Annotated in this window: 15 protein-coding genes; 10 read left to right on the top strand and 5 right to left on the bottom strand. The window is 35.7% G+C overall.

Annotation, left to right across the window (positions count from 1 at the left end):
• Positions 1-45 precede the first annotated feature (45 nt).
• The 7 genes from IPN41_00075 (at position 46) to recA (ending at position 6,515) form a co-directional block, all read left to right on the top strand.
• Complete coding sequence (locus tag IPN41_00075) at positions 46-444, top strand: hypothetical protein (protein QQS60376.1); 399 nt, start codon at positions 46-48, stop codon at positions 442-444.
• A 141-nt stretch (positions 445-585) separates the two neighbouring features.
• Positions 586-930 (top strand): four helix bundle protein, encoded by a 345-nt coding sequence (locus IPN41_00070; protein ID QQS60375.1) that lies wholly within the window; start codon positions 586-588, stop codon positions 928-930.
• Positions 931-963: 33 nt separating this feature from the next.
• Positions 964-2,487 carry a YifB family Mg chelatase-like AAA ATPase gene (locus IPN41_00065; GenBank protein QQS60374.1) on the top strand — a complete coding sequence of 508 codons (1,524 nt, stop codon included), beginning with the start codon at positions 964-966 and terminating at the stop codon, positions 2,485-2,487.
• A 151-nt stretch (positions 2,488-2,638) separates the two neighbouring features.
• Complete coding sequence (locus IPN41_00060; protein QQS60373.1) at positions 2,639-4,027, top strand: extracellular solute-binding protein; 1,389 nt, start codon at positions 2,639-2,641, stop codon at positions 4,025-4,027.
• A gap of 6 nt (positions 4,028-4,033) precedes the next feature.
• A complete protein-coding gene (locus IPN41_00055) occupies positions 4,034-4,747 on the top strand; it encodes a hypothetical protein (GenBank protein ID QQS60372.1) in 714 nt (237 codons plus the stop codon).
• A 21-nt stretch (positions 4,748-4,768) separates the two neighbouring features.
• Positions 4,769-5,437 (top strand): helix-turn-helix domain-containing protein, encoded by a 669-nt coding sequence (locus IPN41_00050; GenBank protein QQS60371.1) that lies wholly within the window; start codon positions 4,769-4,771, stop codon positions 5,435-5,437.
• Between the two features lie 28 nt (positions 5,438-5,465).
• Positions 5,466-6,515, top strand: a complete 1,050-nt coding sequence (recA, locus tag IPN41_00045; GenBank protein QQS60370.1) for a recombinase RecA — start codon at positions 5,466-5,468, stop codon at positions 6,513-6,515.
• 64 nt (positions 6,516-6,579) lie between these two features.
• Here the strand turns inward: recA and efp are convergent, their stop codons facing one another.
• The 4 genes from efp to rpsF form a co-directional block, all read right to left on the bottom strand.
• On the bottom strand, positions 6,580-7,137 hold the full coding sequence (gene efp / locus IPN41_00040) for an elongation factor P (protein ID QQS60369.1): 558 nt from the start codon (positions 7,135-7,137) through the stop codon (positions 6,580-6,582).
• Positions 7,138-7,143: 6 nt separating this feature from the next.
• On the bottom strand, positions 7,144-7,374 hold the full coding sequence (locus IPN41_00035) for a 30S ribosomal protein S18 (GenBank protein ID QQS60368.1): 231 nt from the start codon (positions 7,372-7,374) through the stop codon (positions 7,144-7,146).
• A 47-nt stretch (positions 7,375-7,421) separates the two neighbouring features.
• Positions 7,422-7,943 carry a single-stranded DNA-binding protein gene (locus IPN41_00030; protein QQS60367.1) on the bottom strand — a complete coding sequence of 174 codons (522 nt, stop codon included), beginning with the start codon at positions 7,941-7,943 and terminating at the stop codon, positions 7,422-7,424.
• A 147-nt stretch (positions 7,944-8,090) separates the two neighbouring features.
• Positions 8,091-8,573 carry a 30S ribosomal protein S6 gene (rpsF, locus tag IPN41_00025; protein ID QQS60366.1) on the bottom strand — a complete coding sequence of 161 codons (483 nt, stop codon included), beginning with the start codon at positions 8,571-8,573 and terminating at the stop codon, positions 8,091-8,093.
• A gap of 283 nt (positions 8,574-8,856) precedes the next feature.
• On the opposite strand from rpsF, the gene IPN41_00020 reads away from it, so the two are divergent.
• Positions 8,857-10,023 (top strand): methyltransferase domain-containing protein, encoded by a 1,167-nt coding sequence (locus IPN41_00020; protein QQS60365.1) that lies wholly within the window; start codon positions 8,857-8,859, stop codon positions 10,021-10,023.
• A gap of 505 nt (positions 10,024-10,528) precedes the next feature.
• On the opposite strand, the gene ychF is transcribed toward IPN41_00020, so the two are convergent.
• Entirely contained in the window at positions 10,529-11,593 is a 1,065-nt protein-coding gene (gene ychF / locus IPN41_00015; protein QQS60364.1) for a redox-regulated ATPase YchF, read from the bottom strand.
• A 95-nt stretch (positions 11,594-11,688) separates the two neighbouring features.
• Between ychF and IPN41_00010 the strand changes: the two genes are divergently transcribed.
• A complete protein-coding gene (locus tag IPN41_00010; protein QQS60363.1) occupies positions 11,689-12,048 on the top strand; it encodes a DUF1648 domain-containing protein in 360 nt (119 codons plus the stop codon).
• Positions 12,035-12,370, top strand: a complete 336-nt coding sequence (locus tag IPN41_00005; protein QQS60362.1) for an SdpI family protein — start codon at positions 12,035-12,037, stop codon at positions 12,368-12,370. The genes IPN41_00010 and IPN41_00005 overlap by 14 nt, the downstream gene beginning before the upstream one ends.
• The last annotated feature ends 112 nt before the right edge of the window (positions 12,371-12,482 follow it).

Raw genomic sequence — 12,482 nt, 5'->3', positions numbered from 1 at the left:
ACTCGGCGTGAATTAATTCTATAGAAATATCTAAATAATTATTATATGGCTGAAATATTTTCATTACCAGGCGATCATAGTAAAGAAAGAGGCTCAGATATTGATGCACTTAAGGTTTATGATATATTAGACAATGATCCAATTTTAGGTGAGTTATTTAATAATAAATTCGACGAAGAAAGTGGAGAGAGTGGTGAATATATATGGCCGAGTAATATGGTTTCTTTTGATGAAAAAAAGGTTTTCGGTAGTCATGCGAGAATTGATGGGCAAGCGCTTAATACTATGATTGAAAATGTTCTTAAATCTGTTAATCCTAATGATCTTGAGAGAACTATGAAAATTCTACAGTTAGGAGGAAATAAAGATCAAATAATACAGCGTATCTATGATATCCTACACGAGAAGGATTTTGAAAATATCGAAATAATTAATGAGAAGTAGAAAATAATAGAAAGTGTTTGTAATAATATATAAGAGTTGATATAGTGAAAATACAATTTACTCAGGAGGGGCATGAACACGGGTCAGCCCGTGTTTTTTGTGTTCAAAAAGTAAAAAAGTAATAAAGTTTTTAAAGAAATTATGAAAATAAATAGATTTGAGAATATAATCGCTTGGCAAAAAGGTCAAGAATTAACAATTTTAATTTATCATAATTTAAAATTAAATCGTGACTATGGGTATAAAGATCAAATACAAAGAGCCTCTATATCAATAAGTAATAATATTGCTGAAGGATTTGAGAGAAGAAGTAATAAAGAATTAAAAAATTATTTATATATAGCTAAAGGTTCGGTGGCTGAAGTTAGGTCAATGTTATATATAGGAAAAGAATTAAAATATTTTTCTACAGAGCAGTTTGATTTACTCTATTTATTATCTATTCAGATATCAAAATTACTCTCTGGGTTCATAAAGACTTTATGAACCTTATAACCTTATAACTTTTAACTATATTCTATGTCATCAAAAATATTTTCCGCAGCTATTGTCGGGTTGAATGCTGAAATTATTGAAGTTGAAGCTGAGATTGGTGGCGGAGAACTCGGTTCTTTTGCCATTGTTGGATTGCCAGATATGGCAGTTTCTGAATCAAGAGAGAGGGTTCGCAGTGCGGTTAGAAATTCTAATGTAGAATTTCCAAGAATTAAAGTAACTGTTAACTTAGCCCCAGCTAATCTTAAAAAGCAAGGACCAAATTATGATTTGCCAATCGCGGTTAGTATATTACTAGTTTCAAAAAAAATTCCTCAAACAAAACTCCTTAGCTCTTCCTTATTTATTGGTGAACTTGCCTTATCGGGACAAGTTAGACCAGTTCAGGGAATTTTGCCAATTACCTTGGCAGCACGGCGCCAAGGTAATACAACAATTTTTGTGCCTTTGACAAACGCACCGGAAGCAAAGTTAGTTAAAGGTATTGATATTAGACCGGTGAGAAATTTAGCAGAGCTCATTGATCACTTACGAAATATAAAAATGATTGCAGAGTATGTTCATCATCAACAAATTGAAGTAGTAAAGCCAACACAGTGGAATATGTCAGAAATTTCTGGTCAAGAGCAAGCTAAAAGAGCTTTGGAAATCGCAGCCGCCGGGGGTCATAATATGCTTATGTCGGGTGTGCCTGGATCTGGAAAAACATTATTAGCTCGAACAATGTCATCAATTTTACCAACCCTTCAATTTGAAGAAGCTATAGAAATTACTAAAATCTATAGCGTCGCAGGACGTCTTAACGCGCATCACTCATTGATACAAGAAAGACCCTTCCGATCCCCTCATCATAGTGCATCAGCCACTGCTCTGGTTGGAGGAGGTAGTTGGCCACGACCTGGGGAAATATCTTTGGCGCATCGTGGAGTATTATTTCTTGATGAGTTTGGAGAGTTTTCAAGAGCAGTCTTGGAGCATTTACGTCAGCCATTGGAAGATGGATATATTACGATTAGTCGAGCTGCTGGCAATTTATTATTTCCAGCCAAATTTATGTTAGTGGCTGCTATGAATCCCTGTCCTTGTGGTTACTCTGGAGACTTAGAAAAAAAATGCTCTTGTTCTATGCAACAAATTATTAATTACAAAAAAAGAATTTCTGGACCAATCTTGGATAGAATTGATTTACATATTACAGTGCCCAGAGTGTCATTTTTAAAATTAACCAATCAAAGAAAGGTAGAAACATCAGATACAATTAAAAGACGAGTTCAAGCTGCTCGTGAATATCAAATTCAACGATTCAAAAATCATCTTGAAGTTTTGACCAACCGAGATATGTCCTCAGCCTTGGTTAGGCAGTTTTGTGTATTAGATACTAGCTCAGGGCAATTATTACGGGAAGCTTCAAGTCGCCTTCATTTGTCAGCTAGAGCCTATTTTCGCGTCTTAAAAGTTGCTCGCACTATTGCTGATCTTGAAGGCAGTCAAATGATTGAAGCAAAACATGTGGCTGAAGCTTTGCAGTATCGGCAATCAATAGACTAAAAATATAAGAAATATATAATGACGAGATCCCAGTATTCGTGAGGATGACATAAAATTAAATAATAGACAGGGTTAGGAAAGAAAATAATTTGACACCTTTGGGTTTCTATCTTTTTGGTCTATCTGCTATACTATACATATATTTGTCTTTATGCGTAAAAAAATTTCAATTGTATTTTTACTATTAGTTTTTGTTGTAACTGCCGGAGCTGGATGTACTTCTTCAAAAAAGCCAGTTCAAAAGGCCTTGGACTCAGTTACCTTAAACTATTGGCGGGTTTGGGATGGTCAAGATGATCTTAAACCGATTATTGATGCATACAATACATCTCAGCCAAACATTAAGATTAATTATCGTAAGCTCAGTTATGATGAATATGAAGCAGCTCTCTTGGATGCCTGGGCAGAAGACCGTGGCCCAGATATTTTTTCTATTCAAAACACTTGGATTAGAAAATACCAAACCAAGATAGCGCCAATGCCTGAGAATATTACAATGATACGTCCAGTCGTGACGGGAACTTTTAAAAAAGAAGTGGTTGGTGAAGTTCAAACAAAAAAGAGTATTTCGTTAAGTGAGGTAAAGCAGAATTTTGTTGATGCGGTCGCTCCTGATGTTATTATCTCAACTGATGGAAAAGAGAAAGTTTATGGCCTGCCTTTATTTATTGATACCTTAGCCATGTATTATAATAAAGATTTATTAAATAATGCTGGTATTCCAGAATTATCACCATATTGGAATCAAGATTTTCAACAACAAGTAAAAAAATTAACTAAGCAAGATGTTCGTGGTGAGTTGATTCAATCAGGTGTGGCTCTTGGAGGTTCAAAAAATATTGAGCGATCTTCGGATATTCTTTCAGCCTTAATGATGCAAAATGGTGCTGTTATGATGGAAGGAAATACTGTTACTTTCAATAGGATTCCAAGTGTTTTCCGTGATCGACAAGGCTACAACCCTGGAGTTGATGCGATTCGTTTTTATAGTGATTTTGCTAACCCAGCTAAAGAAGTATACAGTTGGAATAGTAGTTTAGATAATTCTTTGCAACATTTTATTAATGGCAAACTAGCAATATTTTTTGGTTATTCATATCACTTGCCAATAATTCAATCTCAAGCACCAAAGTTAAATTTTGGCATTGCTAAGTTCCCACAAATTGAAGGTAATCCAACCGAAGCTAATACAGCTAATTATTGGGTGGAAACAGTTTCGGCAAAAACAAAGTATCCAAATGAAGCCTGGGACTTTGTGCAGTTTATGACAACAAAACCAGAGCAAGCTAAAATGTATCTTGAAAGAGTTCGTAAACCGGCAGCCCTGCGCACTCTCTTAAAAGAACAATTGGCTGACGATACATTAAAGGTATTTGCTTCACAAGTCTTAACTGCAAAAAATTGGTATCGTGGAAAAGATGTTATTGCAGCTGAGGGCGCTCTTAATGAAATGATTGATGCGGTTATTGTTAATAGTGAAGAAATAGAAAAAGTAGTTAATTTAGCTGTTAGTCGTATCCAACAAACAATTGGGCGTTAATATATTATGAAAAAACATTTTATTATAATTGCTTTCGCTTTCAGTCTAGCTATCTATGGCTTAAGTTTGTCACCACTGTTTGTTACGGCACAAGGGCCTTTATTAAGTGATAGTTTGATTGAAGACGCTGAGTGTAGTTCTGGTAATTGTAGTTTAAATACTTTTATTGCTTTGGGCGTTAGTCTAAGCAATATTATTCTTGGTTTAGTTGGAGCTTTAACCTTGGCAATGTTTATCTATGGTGGTGTGACTTTGTTAATTTCTGGTGGTAGCGCCGAAAAAATATCTAAGGGTAAAGAAATAATATTGGGTTCTGTTGTTGGTTTATTGATTGTCTTTGGTAGCTTTACCATTATTAAATTTGTAGTTGACGATGTTTTAAATGCAAACAAAAAATTTGATGGAAGCTCACCCCCTGAGACTGTAACAACGCAAGTAACAAAAGGAGATAAATGCAAAGCAGAAGGAGGCGAGTGTGTAGCAAGTTGTACAGGCGCGACTATTAATTCTACCGATTGTTCAACTGGCCAAGTATGTTGCATGCCAACAACTACATCATGTGAGCTTCCTTTCATATGCTCAGATCCAGGGAGTACTCAGCCTCTTTGTAATGGCAATAATGATTCTGGTTGTTATATTTGTCAAGCAGCTACCTGTACGCAAGGAACAGGTTTTGTAAAACATTGTTGTAAATATATTATGAGTGGAATAGGTTCTTAATTCTGAACGGGCTATAGGCTTATGTCTTTTTTTCAACGCAATCCTATATTACTTGACGAAGCCACGGTGGCTGAGCAATTACGACGAGGGCGTCAGGCCAAAAACATTACCTTGGCAGAAGCAGCTAAGCGACTTAAAATTAGAGCCTATTACTTAGAAGCTTTAGAAAAAGCTCAGTATCATTCCTTACCAACAGGTGTATATGGTCGAAATTTTGTTAGAGAATATGCCTTATTTCTGGGCATTGATAGTCGTCGTTTATTAGCTCAATTTGGGCGTGAGACAAATTATAAGCCAAGTTCTGATAAAGATCTTTTTGAGAGAAAAATTGTTTCTAGAAGCAGTTTAATAGTCTTGCCCCAGCTCTTACGAAATGCTATAATTGGATTCTTAATTACTGCTTGTTTAGTGTATCTTGTTTTTCTACTTCAGCGTATTTTTGAGCCTCCAATGCTGGTTATTAGCTACCCTCCGGATAATTTTACTACCTCAGATATTAATTTAGTAATACAGGGTCAGAGTGAACCGGAGACTGACATCAAAATTAATGGTCAAAATGTGTTAGCGGATAATCAAGGAAATTTTGATCGAGAGGTATATTTACAGCAAGGAATAAATGTAATTATCGTTACGTCTGAAAAGAAATATAGCCGCACAGCTACAGTTACCAAGCAAGTTTTAGTTAAATAATTTATTAATCTCTCCCTTAACTTTTTATATGCCAGAAGAAAAAAAGTCCAAGGCTGACAAAGCCGAAAATAACCCTACCGATAAGCAACAAGCAGCCGCCGCGGCTATGGATCAGATCAAAACTATGTTTGGCGATGGTGCCATCATGAAATTTGGTGAAGTTAAAAATGCTGAAGTTGAAGCTGTCTCAACTGGTTGTGTTTCACTTGATATGGCTTTAGGAGTCGGTGGCGTGCCACGTGGACGTATTATTGAAATTTTTGGTCCTGAGGCTTCAGGAAAAACAACCTTAGCTCAACATGTAATTGCAGAAGTGCAACGTCAAGGTGGCATTGCTGCGTTTATTGATGCTGAACATGCTCTTGATCCTGATTATGCGGTTAAGCTTGGTGTGAACATTAAAGACATGTTAATCAGTCAACCTGATACCGGGGAACAGGCCTTGGAAATTCTAGAAACCCTGGTTCGTTCTAATGCGATTGATGTGGTTGTTGTTGACTCTGTGGCGGCCTTAGTACCGAAAAAAGAAATTGAAGGTGATATGGGTGATTCACACATGGGTTTGCAAGCTCGTTTGATGAGTCAGGCATTGCGAAAGTTAACCGGTATTGTTTCTAAAACAAAAACCATCGTTATTTTTATCAACCAGACTCGTATGAAGATTGGAGTGTTCTTCGGTAATCCAGAAACAACCACTGGTGGAACAGCTTTGAAGTTTTATTGCTCAGTTCGCCTTGAAGTTCGTCGTAGTGCTCAGATTAAGCAGGGTGAAAGAATTATTGGTAACCGGGTAAAGTGTAAAGTGGTTAAGAATAAAGTGGCTGCTCCGTTTAAAACTTGTGAATTTGATATTATGTATAATGAAGGTATTTCTTTGTCTGGAGATTTGCTAGATACTGGTGTAGCTTTTGGAGTTGTTACGAAATCAGGAAATTCATATTCATATGGTGAAATGAAACTAGGAGTTGGCCGAGAAAATGCTAAGACCACGCTTCGGGCAGATAAAAAAACAATGAAAGAAATTAGAAATAAGATTTTAGCTGAAGCAAAGCTCAAAGATTCAGAGCAACAGAATTAGAATAGGGTAAAGAAATAAAAAAAGCTCCCAAGTTGGGAGCTTTTTTGTTCTACTATTTAATAATTTAAGCTCTTTCGACGTACTGTTCGTTTTCAGTATTTATTCTGATAACATCTCCTGTTTCTACAAACATTGGAACGCTAATTAAGGCTCCGGTTTCCAGTTCAGCGGTTTTCATAACGTTTCCGGCTGAATTACCACGAACACCGGGAGGGGCAGAGGCAACAGTTAGTTCAACTTTGATTGGTAGCTCAACTGACATTGGTTGTCCGTCAAAGTGCATAACCGTGACATCAATACCATCTTTCATAAACTTTTCTTTTCCGCCAAGTTGATCAAGGGGTAAGTTAAATTGCTCATAACTTTCATTGTCCATAAAATAGGCAAAGCTTTCATCTTTATACAAATAATTAGCTTTACGTTTTTCAACATCAGCTTCTTCAGCTCGGTCATTACCTTGCCAGGTTTTTTCAACGACATTTCCGGTTACTAAATTTTTTAATTTAGTTTTTAAGACAGCGCCACCACGTCCCATTTTATGATGTTCTGATTTGGTGACAATATATGGTTCACCATTTAGGACAATTAGGCTACCAACTTTGATTTCGGTTAAGCTTAACATATAAAATTAGCGACGTTGATTTGGAAAATGTAAAAGAGCCATGATACGAGCCCGTTTTACAGCTTCAGCTAACTTACGTTGATACTTGGCTGAGACACCAGTACGACGACTTGGTAGAATTTGACCATATGAGTTGATAAACTTTTTTAAGAGTTCAACATCTTTATAATCAATTTCTTTTATATTGTTACTTTTAAAGTAACATTGTTTCTTTTGTTTAGTAGATGCTTCTGACATAGAGGGAATATATTTAGTTATAAAGTTTGTAAAGTTAAAAGGTAATATTAGAAGGGAATATTTTCAACTTTTATTTCATCATCTGATGGAGCAAAGCCACCGGCATCACTGAATTGAGTTGGGGCTATTTCCTCTCCGTAGTTGATGATTGGTTCTGAAGGAACAGAAGGTTGACTGTAATTATTTTGGCCATTGCCACCAAATGGTTGACTACTATTTTGACGACTTCCATTAGCTGGGAGCTTATCTAACATAATCATATTTTCGGCGACAATTTCGGTTGTATAGCGTTTTTGGCCAGTTGTTTTATCAGCCCAGTCGCGAGTTTGCAAACGTCCTTCAATATATACCTTTGAACCTTTGTGTAGATATTGACCACAAATTTCTGCCAATTTTCTCCAAGCTACAATATTATGAAATTCTACACGTTCTTGGCGTTGACCAGACGGGTCATTCCAAAAGAAGTTTGTAGCCACTGAAAATGAAGTAACTGTTGCTCCATTAGCAGTCTGACGAACTTCAGGATCTCGGGTAACGTTACCGATGATCATTGCTTTATTAAGATTCATATTTTTTTGCCACCTGAAAGGAAGTGACGTTAATTAATAGTTAAAAATAGTTAAAAGGTTTAAATAGTTATAAGGTTCCTAAAGTTATAAAGTTCATAAAGTGAATTTGTATTTACTTTATAACATTATAACTTTATAGCTTTTTACCTATAGTAGGTTGCTGGCGTCAATAATCTTATCAAATTCTTGATCTAGATCTTTTAAATCTGTCCGTTTATCATCTACTTTTTCTTCTTTTTCTGCTACTGTTTCATTGGCTTTGCGATGAGCGGCAATTTTTTTGGCCATTTCTTCCTCAGCTTTTAATTCAGCGGCTGTTTTTAGTTTCTTTTTAATAACCTGGTGACGAAGAATATCACTGGAAAGTCGTAAACGATTAGTAACTTCCTGTAATTTTGGTCCGTCAATATTAAATTCAATTAAATGGTAGTAACCATGACGAAAACCGTCAACATCATAGGCTAATTTTCTTTTTCCCCAGTATTCTTCACTGGTAATTTGACCACCATTGTCAGTGATTAATTTTCCTATGCGTTGGCGAATAGGTTCAACTTCTGTTTCGCTAAACTTGTTTGAGAACAAGCACAACAGTTCATAATGTGGAATATCAGATGACTTCGTTTTAGACATACGTATTAATTATCTGGATTGACCAGAGGGTTTATTAATTAAAAAACCTCCCGGTATTCGGCTTGTCGGCATAACCGAGCAAGACACCTGGAGGGTGAAGAATACCTGTACTATAGCTCAGAGACTATAGTATCCAGCAGAAATTGAAATTGCTGAATATGGGAAAGGTTTTAAATTGTCTTAAGATTATATACTTATTTTTTAGCTCTGTCAAGACTATGGCAGATATAGTAAATATACTTTAAATATGTTATTTCTAGGTAATCTATGATAAGGTGCAGATATGAAATATTATTTTGTTTTAGGCAATCACCCCGCCCTCTCAATTGCTGAATTATATTCTCGATTGACTATAATTTCTGGTAACTATATTAAACCGGATATTTTTATTGCCGAGGTTTCCGATGATATTAACTGTGAAGAGTTTTTGGATACCATTGGGGGCACAATAAAAATGGGCAAAATCATTACGAGTATTGATAATAAACCGCATAGTATCTTTACAACAAGTTTGGATTTTTTACGTGAAGCCCCAAAACAAGGAAAGTTTAATTTTGGGCTCTCTAGCTATGCAAAGCCGAGAATAGATACAAAAAAAGTTGGTTTAGCATTAAAACAAGCTTTAAAGAATGAGGATATAAGTTGTAGATTTGTGGTGAGCAAAGAAAAGACTTTATCAAGTGTGGTTGTTGAACAGAATAAATTAGTTGGGACTGGACGAGAATTAGTATATATTGGCAGTAATAACCAAATACTTTGTGGGGTTACTCTGGCTGTTCAACCATTTAAAAAATTATCAGAACGTGACTATGGTCGACCAGCACGAGATGATCGCTCGGGAATGTTGCCACCTAAATTAGCACAGATTATGATAAACATATCTGGTGCAAAAAAGGATGAAAGCATTCTAGATCCATTTTGTGGATCCGGTACAGTCATTACCGAAGCAATATTAATGGGATTTAATACGATTATTGGCAGTGATATTTCAGCTAAGGCAATTGAAGATACACGGACAAACATTCGCTGGGTAAAAGATATATATAGAAGACAAATAAATCCTGAATTAAAAATTGTTGATGCTCGTCAACTTTCAAAATATTATAAACTAGATTCAGTTGGTGCAATTATTACAGAAACTTATTTAGGTCCGCAACGTGGAGCTATTGATATTCAAAAAGTTTCTCGTGAACTTGGTGAATTATATAATCAGGCTCTTAAAGAAATATTTTTAGTTTTAAAAAAAGGCGGCAGAGCAGTGATTGCCTTACCAGCCTTTATGAGTAATGGACGTCCGATCTTATTGGAATTAAATATTGGAAAATTTAAAAATGAAACTATAGTTCCTCACAATCTTGATATTCATCTTGGTATCACCACCCGAAATAGTTTTGTTTATGGTCGTGATGATCAAAAAGTCTGGCGGGAAATTATTATTTTGGGAAAATAAAAAATCCCTGCTCCTCCCAACATGGAATCTACATGAAGAGAGTTTTATTAAAAAATTCAAGTCCTTAATAGAATTCTCATTAATCTACAATGTTCTATCTTGGTTGAAAATTTCAATATACAGGGATTCTGAAAAATGGTGGCTGTCATGGAAAAACACAGGATAAACGAAAGGGAGCAAAGCCTGATCCATAACAGCCAAATATTTTTTAAGAGCATTCATTGTTTAAGCCGGCTCAAGTAATATGTTGCCTCTAAATGTAGGGGATATTCTTGAGGACGGCTCTTTTTTTGTTGTTGTGCAGAAATTAGAATTGGTTAACGACCAAAGATCGTATTGGGGAAACCAACTCCAATTTCTTAGTCCCACCGTTGTGGGATTCTTGTATATTCCTTGTCCCTCAGCTCAGGTAGAAAGACAAGAATATGATTTAGATATTATTCCTTTCGATGCTTATTGTCAATACCTGTGGTTTTTATCTAATTTACCCTATAAAATAAGGCTTTTAGGTATTCACCAAGAAGTTACACACATCCCCATCTTTAATTATGTATTCTTTTCCTTCGGTTCTCATTAAGCCTTTAGCTTTAGCTTCAACCTCGCTACCGGCTTGAACAAAGTCATGATAGTTAATAACTTCGGCTCTAATAAAGCCTTTTATAAAATCAGTATGAATAACTCCGGCAGCTTCTGGGGCTTTGGCACCATTACGCACTGTCCAAGCACGTGTTTCATCTTTCCCAGTAGTGAAAAAAGTAATCAATCCAAGTAGTTCATAGCCAGCTTTAATTAATCGATCAAGTCCGCTTTCTTTTAATCCTAATTCTTTGATATAGACTTCCTGCTCTTCTTCAGGGAGGCTGGCAATTTCTGCTTCTAGTTTTGCATCAATAGAGATTACACTTCCATCTTGCCAATTATGAGAAATATTTGCATCGCTGTCTTTAGCATTTAATACATAGAGAAGAGGTTTAATTGTAATCAAGCTTAATTGTTGAACAACAATCTTTTCCTCATCAGTAAATATTAATTCACGAGCTGCTTTACCAGCTTCAAGTTGTTTAAGTAATTTTTCAAGTATATCTTTAGCAAAAATAGATTCCTTATTACCAGTTCTGGCTTCACGTGAAACTTTATCTAAGCGTTTTGCAACCGTAGACAAATCAGCTAATACTAATTCAAGATTAATTGTTTCTCGGTCGCCATCTGGATCGATCTTGTTATTAACATGAATAATATTATTATCTTCAAACTGTCTCACAACTTCACAAATCGCATCACACTCACGAATATGTGACAAAAATTGATTACCCAAACCTTCACCGGTTGAGGCACCTTTAACCAAGCCAGCAATATCAACAAATTCAATGACTGTTGGTATTATTTTTTCTGGCTTGGAAACTGCGGCTAATTGATTAAGTCGTTCATCGGGAACTTTTACTAAACCAACATTTGGTTCAATGGTACAAAAAGGATAATTAGCTGCTTCAGCTTGTTTTTTTGTGAGGGCGGTGAATAGTGTTGATTTACCAACATTCGGTAATCCAACAATTCCGATTGATAAAGGCATAGATTGTGTGGTATTTTAATAGTAAGACTGTTTAGAGGATATGAGCAAGAATCTGATGGCTCTAGCCTATCAAATAATGCTATACTTGTATATATATGAATCCACTGAGGCCAAATCTTAAAACTGAGTTGCTTCCAATATCATTACTTATTATTTCTATGATATTGGCGGTTTATTTTTTTATGAATTTTCCAAGCCATGTTCCAGTGCACTGGAATTTGAGTGGGAATATTGATGGGTATAGTAGTCGGATCTTTGGAGCCTGGTTTCCACCAATTTTAATGGCAGTTTTGTATGGAATTTTGTTACTTTTACCACAAATTGACCCAAAAAATAGTCGGTATCATGAATTTAGAGATGCCTACCATGCAATTAAGAATATAATAATAAGTTTTATTTTTATCCTTTATATTTTTTCTTGGTTTGGCCGGGCTTGGTTATGTGTTAACTTTTAATGTAATTATACCAGTTATGTTGGGTATTTTGTTGATAGGTATCGGTTATTATAGTAAAGATATTAAACAAAACTGGACGATTGGCGCTCGAACTCCTTGGACTTTAGAGAGTGTAAAGGTCTGGGATAAAACTAATCGGTTGATGGCCAAGATGATGATAGTTTGTGGCCTTATTATTGCGGCAGCTGCTTTACCAGTGTCAGATTCACTTAGAATTGGGTTTATAATTATTCCTATTGCTTTGCTTGTTATTGTACCTTTGGCCTACTCATACGCAGTCTTTCAGGATGAGAAAACAAAAAAGGTAAAAGAATCAGATTAATTATTGACTGATTATTTGTCCCATGATAGGATTGGGATTGCTTTTTATTACTACCTGGAGCGGTAGTTCAGTTGGTTAGAACGCTGCCCTGTCACGGCAGAGGTCGCGGGTT

The organism is Candidatus Falkowbacteria bacterium (genome assembly GCA_016699775.1).
GTDB lineage: Bacteria > Patescibacteriota > Patescibacteriia > Patescibacteriales > Patescibacteriaceae > Patescibacterium > Patescibacterium danicum.
Note: the sequence above shows the minus strand (reverse complement) of the source record. Positions and strands in the feature narration are given on the sequence as shown.